General features: G+C 70.4%; 25 protein-coding genes and 1 pseudogene. 12 read left to right on the forward strand and 14 right to left on the reverse strand.

Annotated features, from left to right (window positions below; genetic code table 11):
- The first annotated feature begins 18 nt into the window (after positions 1–18).
- Positions 19–723 carry an ElyC/SanA/YdcF family protein gene (locus AB0H88_RS49145; RefSeq protein WP_357656650.1) on the forward strand — a complete coding sequence of 235 codons (705 nt, stop codon included), beginning with the start codon at positions 19–21 and terminating at the stop codon, positions 721–723.
- Here the strand turns inward: AB0H88_RS49145 and AB0H88_RS49150 are convergent.
- Genes AB0H88_RS49150 through AB0H88_RS49165 form a run of 4 tightly spaced genes read right to left on the reverse strand, consistent with a single transcriptional unit; the run spans position 699 to position 4,227 of the window.
- Positions 699–1,892, reverse strand: a complete 1,194-nt coding sequence (locus AB0H88_RS49150; protein WP_357656651.1) for a PrsW family intramembrane metalloprotease — start codon at positions 1,890–1,892, stop codon at positions 699–701. The two genes, AB0H88_RS49145 and AB0H88_RS49150, sit on opposite strands and share 25 nt — an antisense overlap.
- A gap of 17 nt (positions 1,893–1,909) precedes the next feature.
- Entirely contained in the window at positions 1,910–2,851 is a 942-nt protein-coding gene (locus AB0H88_RS49155; RefSeq protein WP_357656652.1) for a cation diffusion facilitator family transporter, read from the reverse strand.
- Positions 2,851–3,234, reverse strand: a complete 384-nt coding sequence (locus tag AB0H88_RS49160) for a metalloregulator ArsR/SmtB family transcription factor (RefSeq protein ID WP_357656654.1) — start codon at positions 3,232–3,234, stop codon at positions 2,851–2,853. The genes AB0H88_RS49155 and AB0H88_RS49160 overlap by 1 nt, the downstream gene beginning before the upstream one ends.
- A gap of 48 nt (positions 3,235–3,282) precedes the next feature.
- A complete protein-coding gene (locus AB0H88_RS49165) occupies positions 3,283–4,227 on the reverse strand; it encodes a heme o synthase (protein WP_357656655.1) in 945 nt (314 codons plus the stop codon).
- A gap of 333 nt (positions 4,228–4,560) precedes the next feature.
- Here AB0H88_RS49165 and tkt point away from each other — a divergent pair, with 333 nt between their 5' ends.
- From tkt to pgl, 6 genes are all read left to right on the forward strand, one after another.
- Complete coding sequence (tkt, locus tag AB0H88_RS49170; protein ID WP_357656657.1) at positions 4,561–6,591, forward strand: transketolase; 2,031 nt, start codon at positions 4,561–4,563, stop codon at positions 6,589–6,591.
- Positions 6,592–6,596: 5 nt separating this feature from the next.
- Positions 6,597–7,688, forward strand: coding sequence for a transaldolase (tal, locus tag AB0H88_RS49175; protein ID WP_357656659.1), 1,092 nt, complete (start codon positions 6,597–6,599; stop codon positions 7,686–7,688).
- Positions 7,688–9,301, forward strand: coding sequence for a glucose-6-phosphate isomerase (locus AB0H88_RS49180; protein WP_357656661.1), 1,614 nt, complete (start codon positions 7,688–7,690; stop codon positions 9,299–9,301). The genes tal and AB0H88_RS49180 overlap by 1 nt, the downstream gene beginning before the upstream one ends.
- Before the next feature lies 1 nt (position 9,302).
- Entirely contained in the window at positions 9,303–10,940 is a 1,638-nt protein-coding gene (gene zwf, locus AB0H88_RS49185) for a glucose-6-phosphate dehydrogenase (protein ID WP_357656662.1), read from the forward strand.
- A complete protein-coding gene (locus AB0H88_RS49190; RefSeq protein ID WP_357656664.1) occupies positions 10,940–11,854 on the forward strand; it encodes a glucose-6-phosphate dehydrogenase assembly protein OpcA in 915 nt (304 codons plus the stop codon). The genes zwf and AB0H88_RS49190 overlap by 1 nt, the downstream gene beginning before the upstream one ends.
- Before the next feature lie 114 nt (positions 11,855–11,968).
- Positions 11,969–12,742, forward strand: a complete 774-nt coding sequence (gene pgl / locus AB0H88_RS49195; RefSeq protein ID WP_357656666.1) for a 6-phosphogluconolactonase — start codon at positions 11,969–11,971, stop codon at positions 12,740–12,742.
- Positions 12,743–12,757: 15 nt separating this feature from the next.
- Here pgl and add read toward each other — a convergent pair whose 3' ends face one another.
- The 4 genes from add to AB0H88_RS49215 form a co-directional block, all read right to left on the reverse strand.
- Positions 12,758–13,777: an adenosine deaminase gene (gene add / locus AB0H88_RS49200; RefSeq protein ID WP_357656667.1), complete on the reverse strand. Its 1,020-nt coding sequence runs from the start codon at positions 13,775–13,777 to the stop codon at positions 12,758–12,760.
- Between the two features lie 79 nt (positions 13,778–13,856).
- A complete protein-coding gene (locus AB0H88_RS49205; RefSeq protein ID WP_357656669.1) occupies positions 13,857–14,429 on the reverse strand; it encodes a TetR/AcrR family transcriptional regulator in 573 nt (190 codons plus the stop codon).
- A gap of 10 nt (positions 14,430–14,439) precedes the next feature.
- Positions 14,440–15,309: an oxidoreductase gene (locus tag AB0H88_RS49210; RefSeq protein ID WP_357656670.1), complete on the reverse strand. Its 870-nt coding sequence runs from the start codon at positions 15,307–15,309 to the stop codon at positions 14,440–14,442.
- Between the two features lie 40 nt (positions 15,310–15,349).
- A complete protein-coding gene (locus tag AB0H88_RS49215) occupies positions 15,350–16,216 on the reverse strand; it encodes a hypothetical protein (protein ID WP_357656672.1) in 867 nt (288 codons plus the stop codon).
- Between the two features lie 72 nt (positions 16,217–16,288).
- On the opposite strand from AB0H88_RS49215, the pseudogene AB0H88_RS49220 reads away from it, so the two are divergent.
- Positions 16,289–16,705: pseudogene (locus tag AB0H88_RS49220) on the forward strand (Clp protease N-terminal domain-containing protein); the annotation flags it as partial.
- 321 nt (positions 16,706–17,026) lie between these two features.
- Here the strand turns inward: AB0H88_RS49220 and AB0H88_RS49225 are convergent.
- Complete coding sequence (locus tag AB0H88_RS49225) at positions 17,027–18,049, reverse strand: GNAT family N-acetyltransferase (protein ID WP_357656673.1); 1,023 nt, start codon at positions 18,047–18,049, stop codon at positions 17,027–17,029.
- A gap of 95 nt (positions 18,050–18,144) precedes the next feature.
- Between AB0H88_RS49225 and AB0H88_RS49230 the strand changes: the two genes are divergently transcribed.
- The 3 genes from AB0H88_RS49230 (at position 18,145) to AB0H88_RS49240 (ending at position 21,724) form a co-directional block, all read left to right on the forward strand.
- Positions 18,145–19,536 (forward strand): FAD-binding oxidoreductase, encoded by a 1,392-nt coding sequence (locus AB0H88_RS49230; RefSeq protein ID WP_357656675.1) that lies wholly within the window; start codon positions 18,145–18,147, stop codon positions 19,534–19,536.
- A gap of 31 nt (positions 19,537–19,567) precedes the next feature.
- Positions 19,568–21,172, forward strand: coding sequence for an amidohydrolase (locus tag AB0H88_RS49235; RefSeq protein ID WP_357656677.1), 1,605 nt, complete (start codon positions 19,568–19,570; stop codon positions 21,170–21,172).
- Positions 21,173–21,268: 96 nt separating this feature from the next.
- Positions 21,269–21,724, forward strand: a complete 456-nt coding sequence (locus AB0H88_RS49240; RefSeq protein WP_357656679.1) for a hypothetical protein — start codon at positions 21,269–21,271, stop codon at positions 21,722–21,724.
- 106 nt (positions 21,725–21,830) lie between these two features.
- Here the strand turns inward: AB0H88_RS49240 and AB0H88_RS49245 are convergent, their stop codons facing one another.
- The 5 genes from AB0H88_RS49245 to gap all read right to left on the reverse strand — a co-directional run bounded on the left by AB0H88_RS49245 (position 21,831) and on the right by gap (position 25,544).
- Positions 21,831–22,175: an RNA polymerase-binding protein RbpA gene (locus AB0H88_RS49245; RefSeq protein WP_357656681.1), complete on the reverse strand. Its 345-nt coding sequence runs from the start codon at positions 22,173–22,175 to the stop codon at positions 21,831–21,833.
- Between the two features lie 68 nt (positions 22,176–22,243).
- Entirely contained in the window at positions 22,244–22,474 is a 231-nt protein-coding gene (gene secG / locus AB0H88_RS49250; protein WP_214636246.1) for a preprotein translocase subunit SecG, read from the reverse strand.
- A gap of 99 nt (positions 22,475–22,573) precedes the next feature.
- Positions 22,574–23,356 carry a triose-phosphate isomerase gene (gene tpiA / locus AB0H88_RS49255; protein WP_357656745.1) on the reverse strand — a complete coding sequence of 261 codons (783 nt, stop codon included), beginning with the start codon at positions 23,354–23,356 and terminating at the stop codon, positions 22,574–22,576.
- Positions 23,353–24,540, reverse strand: coding sequence for a phosphoglycerate kinase (locus AB0H88_RS49260; protein WP_357656682.1), 1,188 nt, complete (start codon positions 24,538–24,540; stop codon positions 23,353–23,355). Before AB0H88_RS49260 ends, tpiA begins: the two co-directional genes overlap by 4 nt.
- Positions 24,540–25,544 carry a type I glyceraldehyde-3-phosphate dehydrogenase gene (gap, locus tag AB0H88_RS49265; protein WP_357656684.1) on the reverse strand — a complete coding sequence of 335 codons (1,005 nt, stop codon included), beginning with the start codon at positions 25,542–25,544 and terminating at the stop codon, positions 24,540–24,542. Before gap ends, AB0H88_RS49260 begins: the two co-directional genes overlap by 1 nt.
- A gap of 210 nt (positions 25,545–25,754) precedes the next feature.
- Here gap and AB0H88_RS49270 point away from each other — a divergent pair, with 210 nt between their 5' ends.
- Positions 25,755–26,342: a hypothetical protein gene (locus AB0H88_RS49270; protein ID WP_357656686.1), complete on the forward strand. Its 588-nt coding sequence runs from the start codon at positions 25,755–25,757 to the stop codon at positions 26,340–26,342.
- The last annotated feature ends 84 nt before the right edge of the window (positions 26,343–26,426 follow it).

The following is a 26,426-nucleotide window of genomic DNA, read 5'->3' on the forward strand; positions in this document are numbered from 1 at the left end:
ACCTTGTGAGGCCCCTGAGTGGCTTTAGCCCGTCCCGCTCGGAAGACCCTGCGACGCCTGTACCAAGGGCTGGTACTCCTCAGCGTGCTCGCCCTGGCGCCGATGACCTGGGCGTGGCTCGACAGCTCCGACCACCGCGAGGTGGCCGACACCGCCGGCTGGCTGACGCGGGTGCCGACTTCGCAGGTGGCGCTCGTGCTCGGCGCGGGCCTGTACGCCGACCGTCCCTCGTCCATGCTGGCCCGCCGGCTCGACATCGCGGCCGAGCTCTACCACGCGGGCAAGGTCAAGGCGCTGCTGCTGTCAGGCGACAACAGCCGCAAGGAGTACGACGAGCCGACGGCCATGCGCGACTACCTGCGGGCCAAGGGCGTGCCGGACGCGGTGATGGTCCTCGACTACGCCGGGTTCGACACCTGGGACTCGTGCGTGCGGGCCCGCAAGGTCTTCGGCGCCGAGCGGCTGACCGTGGTCACGCAGGTGTTCCACCTGCCGAGAGCGGTCACGCTCTGCCGTACGGCGGGCCTGACGACCTTCGGCGTGGGCGACGACTCCACCAAGCAGTATGCCGCGACCACCTACGTCCTGGCCGGACGGGAGCTGTTCGCCACCGGCAAGGCGTTCGCCGACGCGCTCCTGCTGCACTCCGACCCGGTCTATCCCGGCCCGCGGGAGACCTCGCTGCGCGCGATCCTGGCTCAGCCGGGAGCGCCGGGCGCGTAGCCCGGTGGCGGGGTGCCCCGCGTCGCGGTCCCGAGATGGGCGGGCGGCGCCGGGAAGCTCGCCTTGGCGGTGCTCATGCATTCGAGCAGGGCCCGCTGCTCCTCGTGGAAGGTCTGCTCGTCGATCATCCGCCGGGCCGCCCGCTCGTGCAGCAGGCCCAGCTCGGTCGCCGCGAGCTGGTAGTCGCTCATCGCGCGCAGTCCGCGTTTGCCGCCGTGGACCTTGGCCCACTGTCTGGCCTGCCGGCGCCGCGACAGGGCGGACAGCATGTAGATGTCGGCCGGGTCGACCAGCTTGGTCGGCTCGTACGGCGGCAGGTAACGCTGGATCAGGGCGACGATGCGCCGCCGGTCACTGATCACCAGCGCGATCAGCACCACGAGCACGACCAGCAGCACCAGGTAGGCGATGACCAGGCCGGGGAAGCCGCCGTAAGAGCTCAGACCGTTCCAGAGGCCGTGCAGGAGCATCGCGCCGACCCAGCCGGCCAGGATGGAGAAGACCCGGTCCGACCCCTGGCGCTGGGCGGCGTAGGCGACCGCGACGCCGATCATCGAGGTGAACAGCGGGTGCGCGAACGGCGACAGCACGCCGCGCAGCACCACCGTGACGGCCAGCCCTATGCCGCCCTGGTCGGAGTTGAGCGCGGCGATGTAGTAGCTGACGTTCTCGCTCATCGCGAAGCCGAGGCCGACCATGCTGGCGTAGATGATGCCGTCGGTCGGCCCGTCGAGCTCGGCCCGGCGGAACCTGAGCAGCCCGAGCAGCACCAGCCCCTTCATCGTCTCCTCGACCACCGGGGCGCCGAACGTGGCGGCGACGTTGCGCGCGCTGGCCGCGCTCAGGTTGGCCGCGTCGATGATGTAGTGCAGGTTGAGCGAGTTGATCAGGCCGGCGACCAGCACCGCCACGCCCGCCCCCCAGGCGAAGGCGAAGATGAGGTTGCTGCGCGGCTCCGGCTCCATACGATCCAGCGCCAGCACGGCGGCCAGCAGCAGCGGCACCGGTGCCAGCGCCAGGACCAGCGAGATGAAGAACTGCACGGGCGCGCCGTTGAGCACGTCGAAGGCGAAGGAGACGAGCGCGCACAGGCCGGTCACGATCAGCCCGATGATCAACGCGAACGACGGGCGGTCCTTCAACACCCAGCGTGGATCACGGGACGCCATACCGTGACTGTAACGGATCAAAAAGGCGCTGTCCTGCCCAGGTGGCGCGGTCCGTGCGGGTCCTCACAATGCTCCGCCCGGTCCTTCAGGCCGTGGTCCACCTGTAGCGTGGTGTGGCCGATCTCGAAGCGATCGTGCAGCAGGTCAGCCAGGCGGGTGCGGACCCGGTGGCAGTCGGACCCGCGGGCCACGATCACGTGCGCCGACAGCGTCGGATAGCCGCTGGTCACCGTCCAGACGTGCAGGTCGTGCACCTCGACCACGTCAGGGTCGCCGGCCAGGACCCGGCCGATCTCGTCGGGATCGAGATCGCTCGGCGCGGCCTGGAGCAGCACCCTGGCCGAATCGCGCAGCAGCCCCCAGCCGGCCTTGAGCATGAGCGCGGCGACCACGAGCGCGGCGATCGCGTCGGCCTGCCGGAACCCGGTCAGCCACACCACCACGCCGGAGATCGCGGTGGCGATGAAGGCGTACATGTCGTTGAGCACATGCTGGAAGGCGCCCTCGACGTTGAGGCTGCGCCGGTCGGCCCTGGACAGCAGCCAGGCGGCCAGCGCGTTGACCGCGATGCCGGCCACGGCCGTGACGACCACGATGGGCCCGGAGACCTCGGGCGGGTCCATCAGCCTGCGCACGGCCTCGTAACAGAAGTACGCCACGAGCAGCAGCAGGGTGATGCCGTTGAGCTGGGCCGAGAGGATCTCGGCGCGCTTCCAGCCGAAGGTGTAGGCGCCGCGGGCGGGCCGGGCGGCGAAGCGCATCGCGACCAGGGCCAGCGCGATCGCGCTGGCGTCGGTGAGCATGTGGGCGGCGTCGGAGATCAGCGCGATCGAGTTGGCGATCAACCCGGCGACCACCTCGATCGCCATGTAGCCGACGATCAGCGCGAGCGCGCCCACCAGGTAACGCTTGTCGGCGTCGGCCGAGTGGCCGTGCCCGTGACCGTGTCCCTGGCCCATCAGCGCTCCTCCTTCATGTGCTCGCGGCTGAGGTCGAGCAGCATCCGTACGTGCGCGTCGGCCAGCCGGTAGTAGATCATGCGGCCCGCCCGGCGGCTGGCCACGATGCCCGCCGTACGCAGCAGCCGCAGGGCGTGGGACACGGCCGTGTCGGTCACCTCGACCGCGTCGGCCAGGTCGCACACGCACAGCTCGCCCGCCTCCAGCAGGGCGTACAGCAGGCGGGCCCGCGTGGCGTCGCCCAGCAGGCGGAACAGGTCGGCGAGCCGGGTGGCCTCGTCCGGCGTCACCAGCCGGTCGCGGGTGGCCGCGACGCGCTCGGCGTCGGGCTCCTGAACCACGCAGCCGTCGAATGAAGCGACAACACCTGAAGAGCTATTCATATGTTCACCATAACGACAGGACGAAGCCCACCGCAACAGGCGGTGGGCTCAGCTCAGCAGCGGATCGATGGCGACGGCGAGGAACAGCAGCGCCAGATAGGCGTTGGACCAGTGGAAGAAGCGCATCGGGCGCAGATCGACACCGGTCTTGCCGGAGTTGAGGCGGGCCAGGAGGCGATGGACCTCCCACAGGCACATGGCGCCCAGGACGGCGGCCGCGATCGGGTAGAACAGCGTGGTGTGCGCCACCGGCCACAAAGCCAGCGAGCAGAGCACGGTGGCCCAGGTGTAGGCGATCGACTCCAGGATCACCCGGCGCTCGGTGGCCACCACGGGCAGCATCGGCACCTTGGCCGCCGCGTAGTCCTCCTTGTAGCGCATGGCCAGCGTCCAGGTATGCGGCGGCGTCCAGAAGAACACCACCCCGAACAGCGCCAGTGGCGCCCAGTCGAGCCGCCCGGTGATGCCCGCCCAGCCGATCAGCACCGGCATGCAGCCCGCGATGCCGCCCCAGACGATGTTCTGGGCGGTGCGCCGCTTGAGGATCATCGAGTAGACGATGACGTAGAACAGGATGGCGCCGGTGGAGAGCACGGCGGCCAGCCAGTTGGTGGTCAGCCAGAGGCCGACCAAGGACAGCACGCCGAGCACGATGCCGAAGATGAGCGCGCCGGTCGGCGAGACCTGGTGCCTGGCCAGCGGGCGCCGTCTGGTGCGGCGCATCTTCTGGTCGATGTCGCGGTCCACGTAGCAGTTGAGCGCGTTGGCGCTGCCCGCGGACAGGGTGCCGAACACCATGACCGACACCGACGTCCACAGCGGCGGCAGTCCGCCCGCCGCGAGGAACATCACGGGGAGAGTCGTGATCAGCAGGAGCTCGATGATCCGCGGCTTGGTCAGAGCGATGTAGGCCTTCACGAGCGTGCCGATCGTCCTCGGCGGCTCGGCCGCGGGAGCGGGGGCCGTCGTCTGCCTGTTCGTCAGCACCGTCAAGGCGCTTCCAGCACGTGCGGAGTCAACGCGTAACCTCTGATTGGAGCGGAATCTCATGGACGGACGCCACGGCGTCCCTGTGATGACAACGAGAACAACCAAACTGTAGTAGCAGGGTCGTCCGGTCCGGCCAATGGGGGGACACGCACGGGGTGGAAGGGGAATCTTTCGCCGACTCCACTCAGTTAGGGTCCGGTGTGGCGGGATATGCCAACCGGTACCACCAATGACAACTAGATTCCGGAGACCGAGCACTTGAGCACCGAACTCGTGCCAGACCTCGAATGGACCGACCTAGACAAGCAAGCGGTCGACGTCGTTCGAGCCTTGGCCATGGACGCAGTCGAAAAGGCGGGTTCGGGTCACCCGGGCACCGCCATGAGCCTGGCTCCCGCCGCGTACCTGCTGTTCCAGCACGCGATGCGCCACGACCCCACGGATCCCACGTGGCTGGGGCGTGACCGCTTCGTCCTGTCGTGCGGGCACTCCAGCCTGACCCTGTACATCCAGCTGTTCCTGTCCGGATACGGACTCGGCCTGGACGACCTGAAGGGGTTGCGCCAGTGGGACAGCCTGACCCCCGGCCACCCGGAGCACGGGCACACGGTCGGTGTGGAGACCACCACGGGCCCGCTCGGCCAGGGCCTGGGCAACGCCGTCGGCATGGCGCTGGCGGCCCGCCGTGAGCGCGGCCTGTTCGACCCCGACGCCGAGGCGGGCGCCTCGCCCTTCGACCACCACATCTGGTGCATGGTCAGCGACGGCGACATCGAGGAGGGCATCAGCCACGAGGTCAGCTCGATCGCCGGCCACCAGAAGCTGGGCAACCTCACCGTCATCTATGACGACAACCACATCTCCATCGAGGACGACACGCTGATCGCGAAGTCCGAGGACGTGGTCAAGCGCTACGAGGCCTACGGCTGGCACACGCTCAGCGTCGACTGGACCGAGTCCGGGGAGTACGTCGAGGACGTCCAGGCGCTGCACGCGGCGCTGGAGGCGGCCCGCGCCGAGACCGACCGGCCGACGTTCATCCGCCTGCGCACGATCATCGGCTGGCCCGCCCCGAACAAGCAGAACACCGGCAAGATCCACGGCTCCGCCCTCGGCGCCGACGAGGTCGCCGCCACCAAGCGGGTCCTCGGCATGGACCCGGACAAGAGCTTCGACGTGCCCGCCGAGGTGCTGGAGCACGCGCGCGAGGTGGCCCGCAGAGGCCACGAGGCGCACGCCGCCTGGCAGAAGGGCTACGACGCCTGGCGCGAGGCCAACCCCGAGCGGGCCGCCGAGCTGGACCGGATCTCCCGCCACGAGCTGCCCGCCGGGTGGACCGAGGCGCTGCCCGCCTTCGACAAGGGCGGCTCGATGGCCACCCGCAAGGCCTCCGGCGAGGTGCTCAACGCGCTCGCGCCGGTGCTGCCCGAGCTGTGGGGCGGCTCGGCCGACCTGGCCGAGTCCAACAACACCACGATGAAGGGCGAGCCGTCCTTCATCCCGGAGGAATACCAGACCAAGGAGTTCCCCGGTAACCGCTACGGCCGCACGCTGCACTTCGGCATCCGCGAGCACGGCATGGGCGCGATACTCAACGGCATCGCCCTGCACGGCGGCACCCGGCCCTACGGCGGCACGTTCCTGGTCTTCTCCGACTACATGCGCCCCTCCGTGCGCCTGGCGGCGCTGATGAAGCTGCCGGTCACCTACGTGTGGACGCACGACTCCATCGGACTGGGCGAGGACGGCCCGACCCACCAGCCGGTCGAGCACCTGTGGGCGCTGCGCGCGATCCCCGGCCTCGACGTGGTGCGCCCCGGCGACGCCAACGAGACGGCGTACGCCTGGCAGGCCGTGCTCGAGCACGACGACCGGCCCGCCGCGCTGGCCCTGACCCGGCAGAACCTGCCGGTCTTCGAGGGCACCAGCGCCGAGGGCGTGGCCAAGGGCGGCTACATCCTGCACGAGGCGTCCGGCGGGCAGCCCCAGGTGATCCTCATCGCCACGGGCAGCGAGCTGGAGCTGGCCGTCAACGGCCGCGAACTCCTCGAAGCCGAAGGCATCCCGACGCGGGTCGTGTCGATGCCGTGTGTGGAGTGGTTCCAAGGGCAGGACACTGCGTATCGGCAGACTGTTCTGCCGTCAGCGATCAAGGCCCGGGTCGCGGTCGAGGCGGGCATCGCTCTCGGCTGGCGCGAGTTCGTCGGCGAGAGGGGCGAGGTCGTCAGCCTTGAACACTTCGGCGCGTCCGCACCGTATAAGACGCTGTACGAGCAATTCGGGCTGACGGCGGAGCGCGTGGCCGCCGCGGCCAAGGCGAGCCTCGCCAAGCTGGGCCACGACAAAGGCGAGACGACGGGAAACTGAACGAAATGAGCGAGAACCTCAAGAAGCTGTCCGCCCAGGGCGTGTCCATCTGGCTGGACGACATCAGCCGTGAGCGCCTGCGCACGGGCAACCTGGACCAGCTGATCCGCGAGAAGAACGTGGTCGGCGTCACCTCGAACCCGACCATCTTCGCCGGCGCGCTCAGCAAGGGCGACGCCTACGACACCCAGCTGCACGACCTGGCCGTGCGCGGGGTCGACCTCGGCGAGGCCGTGCGCGCCATCACCGCCTACGACATCCGCTGGGCCGCCGACGTGCTGCGCCCGGTCTACGACGCCACCTCCGGCGTCGACGGCCGCGTATCCCTGGAGGTCGACCCGCGGCTGGCCCGCGACAGCGACAAGACCGTGGCCGAGGCGCGGGCGCTGTGGTGGCTGGTCGACCGGCCCAACCTGTTCATCAAGATCCCGGCGACGGTCGAGGGGCTGCCCGCGATCACGCAGGCGCTCTCCGAGGGCATCAGCGTCAACGTCACGCTGATCTTCTCGCTGGAGCGCTACCGCGCGGTCATGGACGCCTGGCTGGCCGGCCTGGAGGCCGCCCAGGCCAAGGGCCTCAACCTGGGCACGATCGAGTCGGTGGCGTCGTTCTTCGTCAGCCGGGTCGACACCGAGATCGACAAGCGGCTCGACCAGCTCGGCCGGCCGGAGCTCAAGGGCAAGGCCGGCGTGGCCAACGCGCGCCTGGCCTACGCCGCGTTCGAGGAAGTGATGAACTCCGAGCGCTGGCAGCGGCTGCGCGCCGCCGGCGCCCGCCCGCAGCGCCCGCTGTGGGCCTCGACCGGCGTCAAGAACCCCGACTACTCGCCCACGCTGTACGTCGACCAGCTCGTCGCCCCCGGCACCGTCAACACGATGCCGGAGAAGACGGTCGACGCGACCGCCGCCGGCGCCAACATCACCGGTGACACCGTGCGCCCCTTCTACGAGGACGCGTGGAACACCATGGCCGCGCTCAAGGAGGCCGGCGTCGACTACGACGACGTCGTCAACGTGCTGGAGGACGAGGGCGTCGAGAAGTTCGAGGCGTCCTGGAACGAACTCCTCGAGAGCGTCAGCAAGAACCTGGCCCGCTGATGACTGTCTCGTACCGCGAGGAGGGGGTGGCCAACGCCGCCTCTTCCGCCGCGGGGCGGCTCGTCGCCGACGGCGTGCCCGCGCGGCTCGCCGCCGGCGATCCCACGCTGTGGGGCAGTGACGCGGAGGCGGGGGCGGCCGTCCGGCTGGGCTGGCTGACCCTGCCCCGCACCTCGCGCGAGCTGCTGCCCGAGCTCGGCAAGCTGGCCGAGCGGGCGCGCGCCGAGCGCCTGACCAACGTGGTGCTGGCCGGGATGGGGGGCTCGTCGCTGGCGGCAGAGGTGATCTGCGCGAGCGCCGACGTGCCGCTGACCGTCCTGGACACCACCGACCCGGGTCAGGTGCGCCGGGCGCTGGTCGAGCCGCTGGAGGCCACGATCGTGGTCGTGGCCAGCAAGAGCGGCTCGACGGTCGAGACCGACAGCCATCTGCGTGTCTACGAGGAGCTCTTCCGCCAGGCGGGCATCGACCCGGCCGACCGCATCGTGGTCGTCACCGACCCGGGCTCGCCGCTGGAGCAGACGGCCGTGGACGCGGGCTATCGCCTGGTCCCGGCCGTGCCCGATGTGGGCGGCCGCTACTCGGCGCTGTCGGCCTTCGGCCTGGTGCCCAGCGCGCTGGCCGGGGCCGAGGTCGAACGGCTGCTCGACGAGGCCGACGAGGTGCTGCCGCTGCTCTCGCTCGACGCCGGCAACCCCGGGCTCGAGCTGGGCACGGCGCTCGGCGGGGCGGCGCTCGCCGGGCGCGACAAGCTGATCGTCGACGACCGGCTGTCCGCGATCAGCGGGCTGTCGGACTGGATCGAGCAGCTCGTCGCCGAGTCCACGGGCAAGAACGGCCTGGGCATCCTGCCGGTCGCCGGCGCCGAGCCGAACGGCGCCCGTGACGAGCTGGTCGTCGGGATCGAGTCCGACGACGGCGACGTGCGCGTCGACGGGCCGCTCGGCGCGCAGTTCCTCATCTGGGAGTACGCCACGGCCGTGGCCGGGCTGCTGCTCGGGATCGACCCGTTCGACCAGCCGAACGTCGCCGAGTCCAAGGACAACACGGCCGCGCTGCTCGACATGGAGGCGCTGCCGCTGGGTGAGCCGGCGTTCGTCGACGGGCCCGTGGAGGTGTACGGCGCCACCAAGGCCAGGGATCTGCCCGGTGTGCTGAGCGAGCTGCTCGAAGCGGTGCCCGACGACGGCTACCTGGCCGTGATGGCGTATCTGGACCGGCTGTCGGCCTTCGATGTGTTCGTGCCGGAAGGCGCGGACTTCGAGCAGATGACCGACGCGTGGATGGCGGCCGACCCGGCCACGCTCAGGGCGCTGCTGGCGCTGCGCACCGACCGGCCGGTCACCTTCGGGTGGGGGCCGCGGTTCCTGCACTCCACCGGCCAATATCACAAGGGCGGCCCGCAGAACGGGGTGTTCCTGCAGATCACCGGTGCCGTGGCCGACGACGTGCCGGTGCCCGGCAGGCCGTACACGCTGGGCGGGCTCGAGCTCGCACAGGCCCTCGGCGACCTCGGGGCACTGCTGCGGCGCGGCCGCCCGGCCGTACGCCTGCACTTGACCGATCGCGCGGCCGGAGTCGCGCACCTGCTCGCAGCCGCACAGGAGGCTTGACATGAAAGACCCCGAAACACCCTCGGAGGAGGCCCTCGAACGTGAGGCGACAGACTTTGAGGAGACACTGGCGGCGACGGTAGCCACCTCGGCCGCGGCCACCTCCACCACCTTGGAGGTGGCGGCCGCCAACCCGCTGCGTGATCCGCGCGACAAGCGGCTGCCCCGGGTGGCGGGACCGTGTGTGCTGGTGTTGTTCGGCGTGACGGGAGACCTGGCCAAGCGCAAGTTGCTGCCGGCGATCTACGACCTGGGCAACCGAGGGCTGCTGCCGCCCGGTTTCTCGCTGGTCGGGTTCGCCAGGCGTGACTGGAAGGACCAGGACTTCGCCCAGGTGACGCATGACGCCGTCAAGGCGCACGCCAGGACGCCCTTCCGTGAGGAGGTCTGGAAGCAACTGCGCGAGGGCATCCACTTCGTGCCGGGCGAGTTCTCCGACGACGGGGCGTTCGACGCCCTGGCGATGGCGTTGAAGGAGATCGACGAGACCCGGGGCACCGGCGGCAACTATGCGTTCTATCTCTCCGTGCCGCCGAAGTTCTTCCCCGTGGTGGTGGAGCAGCTCAAGCGGACCGGTGTGTCCCAGGCGCCTCCCGGGTCGTGGCGGCGCGTGGTGATCGAGAAGCCGTTCGGGCACGACCTGAAGTCGGCGCACGAGCTGAACGAGATCACCACCTCGGCCTTCCCGGAGAGCTCGATCTTCAGGATCGACCACTATCTGGGCAAGGAGACCGTCCAGAACATCCTGGCCCTGAGGTTCGCCAACAACCTCTACGAGCCCATCTGGAACCGTAGCTTCGTCGACCACGTGCAGATCACCATGGCCGAGGACATCGGCATCGGCGGCCGGGCCGGCTACTACGACGGCATCGGCGCGGCCCGTGACGTGATCCAGAACCACCTGCTCCAGCTGCTCGCCCTGGTGGCGATGGAGGACCCGACGTCCTTCGACGCCTCCGCGCTGCGGCGGGAGAAGGAGAAGGTGCTCAAGGCCGTGCGCCTTCCGTCCGACCTGGGGCTCAACACCGCGCGCGGGCAGTACGACGCGGGCTGGCAGGGCGGCGAGAAGGTCGTCGGCTACCTGCAGGAGGACGGCATCTCATCCGACTCCACGACCGAGACCTACGCGGCCATCAAGCTGGAGATCGCCAACCGGCGCTGGGCGGGCGTGCCGTTCTACCTGCGCACCGGCAAGCGCCTCGGCCGCCGGGTCACCGAGGTGGCCGTGGTGTTCCAGCGGGCGCCGCACCTGCCCTTCAGCAAGGACGACACCGAGATCCTCGGCCAGAACGCGCTGGTCATCAGGGTGCAGCCGGACGAGGGCATCACCGTGCGGTTCGGCTCCAAGGTGCCGGGCACGGCCATGGAGGTGCGTGACGTCTCGATGGACTTCGCCTATGGGGAGTCGTTCCTGGAGTCGTCCCCGGAGGCGTACGAGCGGCTGCTGCTCGACGTGATGATCGGCGACCCGCCGCTCTTCCCGCACCAGCGGGAGGTCGAGCTGTCGTGGAAGATCCTCGACCCGATCGAGGAGTTCTGGGCCACCCAGGGCCAGCCCGAGGGCTACCCGTCCGGTTCGTGGGGGCCGCCGTCGGCCGACGCGATGATGGGCGACGGCCGCGTATGGAGGAGACTCTGATGACCACCTTCATGCTCACCGACACGACGGCGGGGAAGATCTCCGCGCAGCTGACGCAGCTGCGCCACCAGATGGGCGCGCCCGCCATCGGGATGGTGCTGACGCTGATCGTGGTCTGCGAGGAGCGCGACCAGTACGACTCGCTGCGCGCGGCCAGCGAGGCGGCGCGCGAGCACCCCTCACGCATCATCGTGGTGATCAACCGCGAGCCCGACGAGACCAACCGGCTCGACGCGGAGCTGCGCATCGGCGAGTCCACGCCGGGCGAGGTGGTCGTGCTGCGGCTCTACGGCGAGCTGACCGATCACGCCGACTCGGTGGTCAGCCCGCTGCTGCTGCCCGACACCCCGGTCGTGGCCTGGTGGCCGGGGCTGGCGCCCGAGGTGATGTCCAAGGACCCGGTCGGGATGCTCGCCCAGCGGCGCATCTCCGACGCCAGGGGCTCGCGCGACGGCGGGGTCGAGTCGCTGGTGACCAGGGCCAAGGGCTACGCGCCCGGTGACACGGACCTGTCCTGGGCCCGGCTGACGCCGTGGCGCAGCCTGCTGGCGGCGGCCTTCGACCAGCCCACGGGCAAGGTGCGCAAGGGCACCGTGGAGGCGTCCCCGGGCAACCCCAGCGCGCCGCTGCTGGCCGCGTGGCTGTCCGAGCGTCTCGGCGCGCCGGTCAAGGTGGCCGACTCCGACGGGCCCGGCCTGACCGCCGTCCGGCTCACGCTGGCCGACGGCGTGCTGGCGGTGATCAGGAGCGACGCCCGGCTGGCGACGCTGTCGCGGCCCGGCCAGCCGGACCGGAACGTGGCCCTGGCCCGGCGACAGACCGCCGAGCTGCTGTCGGAGGAGCTGCGGCGGCTCGACTCCGACGAGATCTACGGGGCGGCGGTCAAACGACTGGCCCGCTCGCACAAGTCCTGACGCCTCCTCCCACCGGTCATGGCGGGCCCTGTCTTACGAGGGGGGCGCGCCCGGCCGGTGGGCGCCGATCGTGAAAGAGCGACAGTGAGAGAACGACAGTGAGAGAGTGAGTACGTGAGCGTTCCCAATGTGGTCGTCCATCGTGACGGCGACGTCCTCGCCAAGGCCGTGGCGGCGCGGATCATCACCCGGCTGGTCGACGTGCAGTCGGCCAAGGGGTCGGCGTCGCTGGTCCTGACCGGCGGCACGGTCGGCCACGCGACGCTGGCCGCGATCGCCGCCACGCCGGCGCGCGACGCGGTCGACTGGCACCACCTCGACATCTGGTGGGGCGACGAGCGCTTCCTGCCGACCGGCGACCCCGAGCGCAACGAGACGGGCGCCCGCAAGGCCCTGCTCGACCACGTCGACCTCGATCCCGACCGGGTGCACGTCATGGCCGGGCCCGACTCGGGGATGTCGGCGGAGGAGTCGGCCGAGGCCTACGCGGCCGAGCTGCGCAAGGCGGCCCGGCCGGAGGACCACGGCCCGGTGCCCGGCTTCGACGTGATGCTGCTCGGCATCGGGCCCGACGCGCACGTGGCGTCGCTGTTCCCCGGGATGCCCGCCCTGTACGACACGCGGCCGGTCGTGGCCGTGCACGGCGCGCCCAAGCCGCCGCCCACGCGCATCTCCCTGACCCTGCCGACCATCCAGGCCTCGCGCGAGGTGTGGGTGGTGGCGGCGGGCGAGGAGAAGTCGGGTGCCGTACGCCTGGCGCTGTCCGACTCCGGGCCGGTGCAGGTGCCCGCGGCCGGGGCCAGGGGCCGGGTGCGGACGCTGTTCCTGCTCGACCGGACCGCCGCCGCCAAGCTCCCGCCGGGCCTGGGCCGCATCGCCTCTCCCTGAGCTTCCGTAGTGCCCTCAGCCGGTCAGTGAGTCGATCTCGGCCAGCAGGGTCTGCTTGCGCGCCGGCGGCAGGAAGGACGCGTGCACGCCGTTGCGGGCGAGCCGGGCCAGTTCCGGCTCGCCGAGGCCGAAGACGTGCGCGGCGAGGCGATACTCACCGGCCAGGGTGGTGGCGAACATGGGCGGGTCGTCGCTGTTCAGCGTGACGAACAGCCCCTCCTCCAGCATCCTGGGCAGCGGGTGCTCCTCGATGCGGGCCACCTGTCCCGTACGCAGGTTGGAGGTCGGGCAGACGTCCAGCGGCAGCTGCCTCTCGCGCAGGTGCGCCACCAGGCGCGGGTCCTCCAGGCAGGAGATGCCGTGCCCGATGCGCTCGGCGCCCAGCCCCTCGATGACCTCCCACATGGTCTCGGGACCGGTCATCTCGCCGCCGTGCGGCACGCTGTGCAGCCCTGCCGCCCGCGCCGCCGCGAACGCCTCGCGGAAGGCGTCACGGTACGGCGCCCGGCTCTGCTCGATCCCGCCCAGCCCGAAACCTACCAATGCGGCGGGAGGTTCTTCCAAGGCGTGCGCGAGCGTGACCTTGGCCGCCTCCTCACCGAACTCCCCGGGGATGTCGAAGATGTAGGCCATCTCCACCCCGTGGTCGGTCTCCGACCGGCGGGCGGCCAGGTCGAGCGCCTCGGTGACCTCGCGCATGGGCATCCCGACGATGCTGTGGGCGTACGGGGTGACCTGCAGCTCGGCGTAGCGGGCTCCCTGGGAGGCCAGGTCACGGGCCAGGCCGAGCACGAGGGCGGCGATGTCCTCCGGCTCCCGGACCAGCGCGTTGACGGCCTGGTACACCTGGGCGAAGTGGGGGAAGTCGCGGAAGGTGTAGAACGCGCGCAGCTCCTCCTCCGTGGTGGGGACCGGGCCGCCGGGGTGGCGGCGGGCCAGCTCCAGCACGGTGGGCACGGAGGCGGAGCCGACCAGGTGCACATGCAGCTCCACCTTGGGCAACGCGTCGATGAAGGCGTCAATGGGGGTCGTCATGGCGACGACCCTAAGCCCGACATTTCGCCCCAGGCCATGTTTTGAGACGAAATTTCACACAAGAATGTTAGGTTTGGCTCTATTGAGCCCAGGCACGCACCAGCGGCAGCAGGACCTCGTCCACCGATTCCGCGACGAAGGACCCGTCGAACAGGGGCCCGAGGAAGATCATGCGGTGCCAGACCAGTGCCTCCGCCACCCCGAACAGGCGGCCGGAATCCACCGGCCCCGGCAGGTCACCGCGCTTCCTGGCCCGCTCCAGCAGCGCCTCGACCCCGCTGAGATCCTTGGCCGGCATGTGCTCGCGCAGCGTCCTGGCCAGTTCCTGGTGCGAGACCAGCGTCGAGGACAGCCCCATGATGAGCCCGTGCTTGCGCTCGACCGCGCCGCACAGGCCACCGAGCACCGCGGCGAGGTCGCCGCGCAGCGAGCCGGTGTCCTCGGCGGCCGGCGTGTCCATGTCGAACCGGCGGCAGATGACGTCGACCACCAGCTCCGGCTTGCCCGCCCACCGCCGGTAGATGGTCGCCTTGCTGGCCTTGGCCCGCTTGGCGATCTGGTCGACCGACATCCGGTCGTAGCCCATCTCCGACAGCAACTCCAGCGTCGCGTCGAGGATGGCCCGCTCCCGCCCGGGGTCGAGTGGTGCCACGTGCACGTCCTCAGCTGTAGGTGATCTCCTCGAATCGTACGCCGGTCAGCCGCGTGGACACCTCCCACAGGTCGGCGGCGAGCTGCTCGGAGCGGGCCGCCTCCGACGGCGTGAGCAGCTGGGTCTTGGGACCGACGAACTCCCCGCCGTGGATCTCCGGCGAGGTGGCCGCGTAGAGGGAGGACACCGCACCGGCCGCCGCGCTCTTCAGGAACACCCCCACGAGGGGCTGTAGCGGCCCCACGCTGAAGAAGTTGGTGGCCGTGGCACCGGGATGGGTGGCGACGCTGAGGAGGTCCACCTGGGACCGCTCAGCGCGTCGTTGGAGCTCCAGGGTGAAGAGCAGGTTGGCCAGCTTGGAGCGGCCGTACGAGCTCATCTTCTTGTAACCGCGCTCCAGACCCAGGTCGTCGAGGTCCAGCTTGCCCATCTTGTGCGCGTCGCTGGAGACGTTGACCACCCGCGCGCCGGGCCGGGCCAGCAGCAGGGGCAGCAGCAGCCCGGTGAGCGCGAAGTGGCCCAGGTGGTTGGTGCCGAACTGCATCTCGAAGCCGTCACGGGTCAGCTGGCGCGGGATCATGCCGATGCCCGCGTTGTTGACCAGCAGGTCCACCCGATCGACGCCGGCCGCGAAGCTCCTGACCGAGGCGAGGTCGGCCAGGTCCAGCGTGCCGTGCTCGACCTGGGCGCCGGGGACGGCCCGGCGGATCTCCTCGACGGCCGCGCCGCCCTTCGCGGCCGAGCGGGTGGCCACGACGACGCGGGCGCCGTGCCTGGCGAGCTCGAGCGCCGTGGGCAGGCCGATGCCGCTGTTGGCGCCGGTCACGATGGCCGTCTTGCCAGTCAGATCGGGTATGTCGGCGGGGGTCCAGGTGCTCATCGCCACTCCAGGTGTACGAAACCGTTTCGTACACTTTAACCTACCGCTCCACGCGGTGCCGAGCGTGCCGCTCCTCCCGTTCGGCGACCTCCAGCCGCTGCGCGCTCTCGGCGAGCCGCTTGCGGGCCTTGGCCAGCTTCCGCTCCAGCCCGGCGACCCGCTCGGCGCGCTCGTCGTGCTCCTGTACGGCCTGCTCCAGGGCGGTGACCCACTCCCGGTGGGTGTCCAGCGCCTGCTGCCGTTCGGCGGCCTTCCTGGCTTCGGTCTCCTCCCGCCTCTTCGTCTCCGCCTCTTGCCGCTTCTTGGCCTCCGCGCTCCTCGCCTCCGCGCTCCTCGCCTCCGCGCTCCTCGCCTCCGCGCTCCTCGCCTCCGGGGCTGAGTCGGCTGAGGTTGTCGAGGCCGCCGGCTTCTTGGCGGGCTTGCCGCGCGGCGCCGGGGCGGGGGCGGGGGCGGGGGCGAAGCCGCTGTAGCTGAGCGGCTTGGCCAGGTGGCCGCGCCGTACCTCCTCGGCCGCGCCCGCGTCCACGACGGCGGCGTCGAGCGTCTGCTCGGCCTCGGCCGCCGCGGCGGCCGACACCCCGGCCTCCCGCCTGATCAGCCGCGACAGCCGTCCCGCCAGCTCGCCGCGCCGCCGGGTCAGCTCCGCCAGCGCCTCGGCGTCGTGTCTCTCCCACGCCTCGCGCAGCTCCTGCCCGAGCGACAGCAACTCGCCGAGGTCGTCCGGGTGCTCGCGGGCCAGCCGGTTCACGGCCGACGCGGAGACCGTGGGTTTACGCAGTCCGGCGATGTCGCGGGCCAGCCGTACCTCGCCCGCGTCCTTGGCGGCACGGGCCTCGGCCTCGCGCGCGGCGGTGAACTCGGACGGCGGGAGCTCATACAGGCGACCGGCCACCTCGTCAAGATCCACACCTGTCAATTACCCCACATCCGCTGGTTTGTAGCGCATAGTGGAGACACGCCACTCGAACGGAGGCCATCGGTGTTCGAGCGCTTCACTGACCGTGCCCGCCGGGTCGTCGTCCTCGCCCAGGAGGAGGCGCGGACGCTGAACCACGCCCACATCGGCACGGAGCACATCCTGCTCGGCCTCATCCACGAGGGCGAGGGCGTGGCGGGCCTGACACTCGACAGCTTCGGCATCGAACTGGAGAACGTGCGCGCCTTCGTCGCGCGCGAGGTGGGCGAGGGCGACGACGCGCCGAGCGGGCACATCCCGTTCACCCCGCGCGCCAAGAAGGTCCTGGAGCTCTCGCTGCGCGAGGCGCTGCAGCTGCGCCACAACTACATCGGCACCGAGCACATCCTGCTCGGTGTGATCAGGGAGGGCGAAGGGCTGGCCGCCCAGGCGATCGTGGACGCCGGTGTGGAGCTGGGCGAGCTGCGGCACCGCGTGCTCATCCGGCTCGGGCAGGGAACCAAGGACCGGCCGGCCGAGATGTTCTTCGCCGGCGGTATGGCGCTCGGCGAGCGGCTCACGCAGATCCAGGAGAGCCTCGAACGCATCGAGCGCCACCTGGGCATCCGGCAGCCGGACCAGGCGGCGCCCGACCCGAAACCGGCAGAACAGGGCCCCGGGCCGGACCCGTCAGAACGGGACTCCGGGCCGGAGCGGGACCAGCGGGACCAGCGGGACCAGCGGGACCAGCGGGACCAGCGGGACCAGCGGGACCAGCGGGACGAGCGGGACGAGCGGGACGATGGACGAGGCGAGAGCGCCTCAGGCTGACGCCATCGCGCCGACCGGCAGCCTGGCCTCGATCACGCCCGGGTCCTCGGTGTAGCCGAGCGTGGCGCCCAGCGACAGCAGGAGCCGCCGCATCCGTACGTTGTCGGACAGCATCGTGGCCCTGACCTCGGCGTAGCCGAGATCGCGCGCCTCGCGTACCAGGCTCCTGGCCAGCGCCGTGCCCAGACCGCGCCCCTGCCAGCGGTCCTCGACCAGGAAGGCCATCTCGGCGATGCCGGGATCCGGGGTGAACATCAGGCTGGCCATGGCCACCACCTGGCCGTCGTGCCCGGCGACGATCGAGTGGCCGCGGCTGCGGTCGCAGAGCCGGTCGAACATCCGCGCCGGCAGCGCGGGCATCGAGGTGAAGTAGCGGAACCTGCGCGCCTCGGGCGAGCACCTGTCGTGCAGGTCACGGACGGCCTCGCGGTAGATCGAGGTGAGCGGCCGGACCGTGACCTCCTCGCCGTCGGCCAGTTTGACCGTGGGCTCGGCGGCGCCCTGCTCGACCGGCGGCTGCGCGAGCCGGACGAAGGAGGCGGCCCGGGCCGCCTCGGTCAGGGTGAAGGGCAGCTCGGCGCGGCGCAGCCGGACGGCGCGCCTGGGTGCGACGGGCACCACGAGCAGGGTCGGGTCGGGAAGGTCACTCACCGCTTCACCATAGATCCACCTGGCATCGTCGGCGCGCAGCAACTCGGCCAGGTACTCCGGCAGCCGCCACGGCATCGACCGCAGCCGGGAGGCGAGCAGCAGCGCGCGGGTGGGCTCGTCGGTCAGCTCGTGCGCCGTCGCCGGGACCACCTGGACCCGGCGGCCGCCCGCCGCCTCCAGGGCCTCACGCACGGCCTCGGGGCCGGCCGGGATGTCGGCGACGAACTCGTCGACGGTGCCGTCCGCGTCCGACTGGACGCTCAGGCCGAGGATGTTGCCGCCCCTGTCCGCCAGGGCCGCTGCCAGGGAGGCCAGCCGGCCCGGACGCTCGTCCACCGTGGTGCGAATGCGCAAGAATCCCATAGGAAGAGGATGCCGGGGAGGTGTTACCTGGCCGCTAACGTCGTGTTTCGAATGCGAGTTTCGTAGCGAGATGCGGCGTATAGGAGGATACGGCCATGAACGCGCATGTCTCCCTGTCGTCCGGATTCGTGAACGGCGACGTCTCCTTCTGGTACCGCTCCTCCGGCGTGCCCTCACCTGGTCCGCGCCTCGACGGCGACCTCCAGGCGGACGTGGCGATCGTCGGCGCGGGCTACACGGGGCTGTGGACCGCGTACTACCTCAAGCAGGCCCAGCCGTCGCTGAACGTCGTGGTGCTGGAGAAGGACTTCGCCGGGTTCGGGGCCTCGGGGCGCAACGGCGGCTGGCTGACCGGCGACCTGGCCGGGTCGCATCAGCGCTACGCCAGGACGCACGGGGTGGAGGGGGCGCGCCGGCTGCAGCGCGAGATGTACGCCTCGATCGACGAGGTGATCCAGGTCTGCGAGAAGGAGGGCATCGACGCCGACGTCGTCAAGGGCGGCGTGGTCAACGTTGCCCGCACTCCCTCCCAGGCGGCCCGGTTGCGGGCCTCGGTGTCGGCCGCCCGCGCCTGGGGCATCGAGGAGGCGGATCTGCGGCTGGTCGATCCCGCCGAACGACTGCGGGTGGCGGGGGCCGTGGCCGCCTCCTGGAGTCCGCACTGCGCGCGGGTGCAGCCCGCCAAGCTGGTACAAGGGCTGGCGCGGACCGTACGGGAACTCGGGGTGACCATCTACGAGCGGACACCCGTCACGGAGATCACCCCGGGGCTGGCCGTGACGCCGTTCGGGACGGTCCGCGCGCGCCACGTGCTCCGCGCGACCGAGGGGTTCACCTCGCGACTGAAGGGGCTGCGGCGGCAGTGGCTGCCGATGAACAGCTCGCTGATCGTCACCGAGCCGCTGCCCGCCTCGTTCTGGAAGACGGTCGGCTGGGAGGGGGCCGAGCTGCTCGGGGACATGGCCCACTACTACATGTACGCGCAACGGACCGCCGACGACCGCATCGCCTTCGGCGGGCGCGGCCGGCCGTACCTGTACGGCTCGCGGGTGGATGCCAGGGGGCACACGCACGAGCAGACGGTCGAGGCGCTCTGGCGGCTGCTGATCGACTTCTTCCCCGCCGCGGCGTCCTCCTCGGTGGCGCACGCCTGGTCGGGGGTGCTGGGGGTGCCGCGCGACTGGTGCTCGACCGTGCACGTGGACCCGGCCACCGGCCTGGGCTGGGCGGGCGGCTACACCGGGCACGGGGTGACGACGGCCAACCTGGCCGGCCGGACGATGCGGGATCTCGTCCTGGGCGAGCGGACGGCGCTGACGGAGCTGCCGTGGGTGGGCCGCCGGGTGCGAGCGTGGGAGCCGGAGCCGCTGCGCTGGCTGGGGGTGCACGCGATGTACCGGTTGTACCGGGTGGCCGACCATCGGGAGCGGTCGATGACGGGCACGTCCGTACTGGCCCGCATGGCCGATCTGATCACCGGCCACTGAATCACCATCGTCATGGAGATTGGGGAGCACGATGAACACGCTCTTTCGAGGGGGACGGGTCTTCACCGCGAAGACCGGCTTCGCCGAGGCCGTGCTGGTCCGCGACGGTGTGATCGCCGCCGTGGGCGACGAGCGGGACCTGGTACGGCTGGCGCCGGGGCACGAGAGCGTGGACCTGGAGGGGGGTCTGCTGGTGCCCGGGTTCATCGATGCGCATGTGCATCCGGTGCAGGCGGGCCTGGAGCGCGCCAAGTGCGATCTATCCGAAATTTACGGACTCGATGCCTACCTGGCGAAGATCGCCGACTATGCGGCGAAAAATCCTGAAAAAGAGTGGATTGATGGCGGCGGGTGGGACATGTCGGCCTTCCCGGGTGGGCTGCCGCACCGCGAGCAGCTCGCCTTCGCCGACCGGCCCGTCTACCTCATCCAGCGCGACCATCATGCCGCCTGGGTCAACGCCCGCGCCCTGGAGCTGGCCGGCGTCACCGCCGACACCCCCGACCCCGCCGACGGCCGCATCGAACGCGACGCCGACGGCGCGCCCAGCGGCGTCCTGCACGAGGGCGCGATGGACCTCGTCGGCCTCCTCACCCCCCGCCCCTCCGCTCGCGATCTGGACCGGGCGCTGGAGGAGGCGGAGCGCTACCTGTTCTCGCTCGGTATCACCGGCTGGCAGGACGCCATCGTCGGCTCCTACGCGGGCTCGGTGGACCAGCTTCCCACCTACTTGTCGGCGGCCGGCGCCGGCAGGCTGCGGGCCCGCGTGGTGGGCGCCCTGTGGTGGGACCGTACCCGTGGCCTCGACCAGATCGACGACCTGACCGCGCGGCGCGCTTCGGCGGAGGGGTTGGACCGGTTCCGCGCGACCTCCGTGAAGATCATGCAGGACGGCATCACCGAGAACTTCACCGCCGCGACGCTGGAGCCCTACTGCCTCTGCGGCGGCACGGGCCTGTCCTACGTCGCCCCGGACAAGCTCAGGAAGTACGTGGCCGAGCTGGACCGCCTCGGCTTCCAGGCGCATGTGCACGCGATCGGCGAGCGGGCCGTACGCGAGGCGCTGGACAGTTTCGAGGGCACCTCGCCCGCCAACCGGCACCACATCGCCCACCTGCAGATCATCGAGCCGTCGGACGTGCCCCGCTTCGCCGCCCTCGGCGTGACGGCCAACCTGCAGCCGCTCTGGGCGACCCACCACGCGCAGATGGACGAGCTGACGCTGCCGTTCCTCGGCGAGCCCCGCTCCTCATGGCAGTACCCCTTCGCCGACCTGCTCTCCCACGGGACGCGGTTCTGCGCGGGCAGCGACTGGCCGGTGTCGAGCGCCGACCCGCTGCAGGGCATGCACGTGGCCGTCAACCGTACGGAGCCCGGCAGCTCGGTGCACGCCGACTACCCCACGGCGCAGACGCCGTTCCTGCCCGGCCAGCGCCTCGACCTGGCGACCGCGCTGACGGCGTACACGGCGGGCTCGGCCTGGGTCAACCGCTCCCCCGCCGGGGTGATCGAGCCGGGCCGCCCGGCGGACCTCGTCGTCCTGGACCGCGACCCGTTCACGCTGCCGGAGCGCGACATCTGGACGACTCAGGTGCGCATGACGTTCGTGGACGGCGTAGCGGTCCACGACGGGTAGGCGCGGATCCGGGGGTAGGCGCGATCCGGCCTCCATGGGCGGGTCGGGTGCGCGATCTGGCGCTACGGAACGCGCACCCTCGCCGTCCCGCACGCCATGCTCTTCGCCGTCCCGCTGACGGTCATGTACTGGCGCGACCTGGGGCTGGGACGCCGGATCGCGGCCGTGGCCTCGGTGGCGTCGATCCTCTGCGCCTGCGTGTGGCTGCTGCCCGTACCGCTGCACTGGGCCGACCTGGCGGGACTGGTGTGGCCGTTGGCGTTCACGATCGGCGCCTCGGCGGTGCGCGACCTGCTGGACCTGGACACCACAGGGGTGGACCACGAACTGGCCGCCGAACACGCGGCGGCGGTGCGCCAGGGCTATCTCAGCGGCCGGGCCGACGTGCTGCGACTGGTGGAACAGGTCACGGACGCGGCCGCCCACCGCCTGAGCGAGGACCGCGAGTCGCTCGACCCGCGCTTCCTCCCGGAGATCGAACGCCGCCTGGCCCAGGTCCGCGACCGCGTCTCAGCTCTCCGGCACCAGCCAGATCCTGAGACCACCCCATAGATCCCGACACCCCGAACCCTGCAAGCGAACCCCGGGAACGGCCCACGTCACCAACAGCGAAGGGCCCCGGCGCAGTGTGCCGGGGCCCTTCTGAGATAACAAGATCCTACCAGGGGGACTTGTTGTTGCGGAGACGCTCCAGCGCTTCCTCGAGGATCGCCTTGCCGTCCTTGTCGCTCCTGCGCTCCTTCACATAAGCCAGGTGCGTCTTGTACGGCTCGTTCCGGGGCGGGGCAGGCGGGGCCTGCTCGTCCTGGCCGGCCGGGAGGCCGCAGCGTGGGCAATCCCACGTTTCGGGCACCGCCGCATCGCTGGCGAAGCTGGGCCGCGTCTCATGCATGTTGGCGCACCAGAACGGGACCCGCACTCTCGGAGCTGCCTCGCCGCGCTCGGCCTCCCCCATCGGGCCGGCGCCGACACGGCTGCCACGGATCGCGTTGCCACTACCCACGGATGAACTCCTCGCTCGATCGCCCCGTGACCCACGGGGGGAGAATCACTGTCACGCGTCAATCTGACTCAGGGCCGCAGAAGCAGACCCAGAGCGATGATGCAGACGAACCAGACGGTGCCCGTGATCACGGTCAACCGGTCGAGGTTACGCTCCACCACCGAGGAACCACCGAAGTTCGACGAGAAACCGCCGCCGAACATGTCAGACAGGCCACCACCCTTGCCCTTGTGGAGCAGGACGAGCAGGATCATGAGACAGCTCGCCAGGATGAGGGCGATGGAGATTCCGATTTCCACGGTATGCCTAGTCCTTCAATGCTCTGTCACGCGTGACGATTCAAACTTGCTTCTAGAGGGTACGGCTTGTTGTCAAGTCGCACCCCCGGAACGACTCAGTTAGCCAGACATATCGGAGAAACGGCAGATCTTAACGAACTCCCCGGCATCGATGCTGGCACCGCCCACGAGCGCGCCGTCGATATCGGGTTGAGCCATGATCCCAGCGATGTTGCCTGACTTGACTGACCCTCCGTAAAGGATACGTACTGCGGAGGCCACTTCGGGGTCGTACAGCTCAGCGAGTCTGCCTCGCAGCGCCGCACAGACCTCCTGGGCGTCCTCGGGAGTGGCCACCTCGCCGGTGCCGATCGCCCACACCGGCTCGTAGGCCACTACCATCGATTGTGCCTGCTCAGCGGAGACTTTGCGCAGTCCGCCGTCAAGCTGGCTCAAGCAATGTGAAACTTGCTCGCCCGCCTGGCGCACGGGAAGGCCCTCGCCGACGCACAGGATCGGCGTGAGCGAGTGGCGGAACGCGGCGTGCACCTTGGCGTTGACCAGGTCGTCGTCCTCGCCGTGATACTGCCGCCGCTCCGAGTGGCCGGCCAGGACGAACGTGCAGCCCAGCTTGGCCAGCATCGCGCCCGAGATCTCACCGGTGTAGGCGCCCGCCTCGTGCTGGGACAGGTCCTGCGCGCCGTAGACGATGCGCAGCTTGTCACCGTCGACGAGCGTCTGAACGCTGCGCAGGTCGGTGAACGGCGGCAGGACGGCGATCTCCGCCTTGTCGAAATCCTTGTCGGTGAACCCGAAGGCGAGCTTCTGGACCAGCGCGATGCCCTCAAGGTGGTTGAGGTTCATCTTCCAGTTGCCGGCGAAAAGCGGCTTTCTCACGGTCAGTCCTCCAGGGCGGCGAGTCCGGGCAGAGTCTTGCCCTCGAGATATTCCAGGCTCGCCCCACCACCGGTGGAAATGTGCGAGAAGCCATCTTCGGGCAATCCGAACTTCCGTACGGCCGCCGCCGAGTCGCCACCGCCGACCACCGTCAGGGCGTCGGCCCCGATCAGTGCCTCGGCCACGGCCCGGGTGCCGCCGGAGAAGGCGTCGAACTCGAAGACGCCCATGGGGCCGTTCCAGAAGATGGTCTTGGCGTCGGCCAGCTTGGCCGCGAACAGCTCACGGGTCCTGGGACCGATGTCGAGCCCCTCGCGGTCGGCCGGGATCGCTGTGGCCTCGACCACGTCGTGCGGCGCGTCCTCGGCGAAGCCGGTCGCGGCCAGCACGTCGACGGGCAGCACCAGGTCGACGCCGCGCTCGGCGGCCTCGTTGAGGAAGCCGCGCACCTGGTCGAGCTGGTCCTCCTGGAGCAGCGACTTGCCGACCTCATAGCCCTGGGCCTTGAGGAAGGTGTAGGCCATGCCGCCGCCGATCAGCAGCCGGTCGACCTTGGCCAGCAGGTTGGCGATGACGCCGAGCTTGTCGGAGACCTTGGCACCGCCCAGCACGACCACATAGGGGCGCTCGGTGTCCTCGGTGAGCCTCCTGAGCACCTCCAGCTCGGCCACGATGAGCTTGCCCGCCGCGTGCGGCAGCAGCCGGGGCACGTCATAGACGCTGGCGTGCTTGCGGTGGACCGCGCCGAAGCCGTCGCCGACGTAGAGCTCGGCGAGCCCCGCCAGCTTCTCGGCGAACGCGCCACGCTCGGCGTCGTCCTTGGACTCCTCGCCCGCCTCGAACCGGAGGTTCTCCAGCAGGGCGACCTGGCCCTCCTCCAGCGCGTCCGCGACGCCCTGGGCGCTGTCACCGACCACGTCGGCGGCGAAGGCCACGTCCTCGCCGAGCAGCTCGGCGAGGCGCTCGGCGACCGGCTTCAGCGAGAGGCCCGGGTTGGGCCGCCCCTTGGGGCGACCCAGGTGAGCACAGACGATGACCTTCGCGCCCGCGCCGGTCAGCGCCTTGATCGTCGGTACCGACGCGCGGATACGGCCGTCGTCGGTGATCGTCTCACCGTCGAGTGGGACGTTGAGGTCGGCGCGCACGAGCACGCGCCGACCCTTCACGTCGAGATCGTCGAGCGTACGCATCAGAGGTCCGCGCCCACCAGCTGGATGAGGTCGACGAGGCGGTTGGAGAAGCCCCACTCGTTGTCGTACCAGCCGACGACCTTCACCTGGTTGCCGATGACCTTGGTCAGGCCGGCGTCGAAGATGCAGGAGGCCGGGTCGGTGACGATGTCGCTGGAGACGATCTCGTCCTCGGTGTAGCTGAGCACGCCCTTGAGCGGCCCCTCGGCGGCGGCCTTGTACGCGGCGTTGACCTCTTCGACGGTCACGTCGCGGCCGACCTCGACGGTCAGGTCGGTGGCCGAGCCCGTGGGGATCGGCACGCGCATCGCGAACCCGTCGAGCTTGCCCTTGAGCTCGGGCAGCACCAGGCCGATGGCCTTGGCCGCGCCGGTCGAGGTGGGCACCACGTTGACGGCGGCGGCGCGGGCGCGGCGCAGGTCCTTGTGCGGGCCGTCCTGGAGGTTCTGGTCCTGCGTGTAGGCGTGGATGGTGGTCATCAGGCCCTTCTGGATGGTGAAGGCGTCGTTCAGGACCTTCGCCAGCGGAGCCAGGCAGTTGGTGGTGCAGGAGGCGTTGGAGATGATCGTGTGCTTGGCGGCGTCATAGGTGTTGTCGTTGACACCCATCACGATCGTGACGTCCTCGTTCTTCGCCGGGGCGGAGATGATGACCTTCTTGGCGCCGTTGTCGGCGTGCACCTTGGCCTTGGCCGCGTCGGTGAACAGGCCGGTCGACTCCAGCACCACGTCGACGCCGAGGTCGCCCCACGGCAGCTTGGCCGGGTCGCGCTCCTCGAAGACCTTGATCGCCTTGCCGTCGACGATGATCTCGTCGCCGGCGACCTTCACCTCGTACGGCAGGCGGCCGAGGATGCTGTCGTACTTCAGCAGATGGGCGAGCGTCGCATTGTCGGTCAGGTCATTGACCGCAACGATCTCGATGTCCTTGCCACTGGCGGCCACCGCACGCCAGAAGTTGCGACCGATGCGGCCGAAGCCGTTGACGCCTACGCGGATGCTCACGGGAACCGATCTCCTCGTACGTGATGGCGAGCTGAAAACCTCAATGACAAACCCTATCGGAACCAAATTGGTTTAGACCACTTGACTCCCCCTCCCGTGAATCCACGATCCGGAGGCGTAATTTGTGAGCTTCGAGTAAAGTGCCCGACTCATCGGAGTAAGTTCCGGCATTCTCTGGGGGCTGAGATGTCACAACCTAGGTCCGGCCTGATGTCTGGCCTGGTCGTGGGTTTCGTAGCAACGCTCGTCTGCGCCATCGCGCAAGCGGCGGTACTCCTCTACGGAGACCGCTTCATCCCGGCTGCCTTCCTGACCGCCGGCGACGGCCTCTGGGCGATGACCACGATCGCCTTCGCCTCGGCCCTGCTCCTGTCTGTCCTGGTATGCCTGTTCAGGCCGGGCAGTCGGCTCCTGCCGTGGTGGTCGGCCCTCTGCGCGGTGGCGGCGGTGGCCCTGGGATGGACCACCGCCCGCGCGGCGAGCACCGGCGGCCGGCCCGACCTGAGCCTCGACCGCCTCATGACCAACTTCCCGGCCGAGCTGGCCGGCCTCTGGCCCTCGCTGAAGGACTCCTGGGAACTCTGGCTCCCCCTGGCGGTGGCGGCCCTGACGGCCTATTTCCTCGTACGCGTACGAGTGCGCCGCGTCCGGGCCCGCCGAGCCTCCCTCACCCCACAGGAGGACCCAGCTCCGGCCGAACCGGAATACCGAGCCCCCTTCGAGCCCCTCCAAAGCCCCACCAACCCCTCACGCCCCACGGGCGACCTCTTCACGCCGAGAGACTCGGGCCGCGCCTGAAACGGCTCACCGGCCCGGTCCACGGAGACCGGCCAAGCATGCGCACGTCACGGCGGGACGTCCCTCCACCGGAGGAGCGTTCCC

The sequence above is a fragment of the Nonomuraea sp. NPDC050680 genome (assembly GCF_040654555.1).
In the GTDB taxonomy this organism is placed as follows: domain Bacteria; phylum Actinomycetota; class Actinomycetes; order Streptosporangiales; family Streptosporangiaceae; genus Nonomuraea.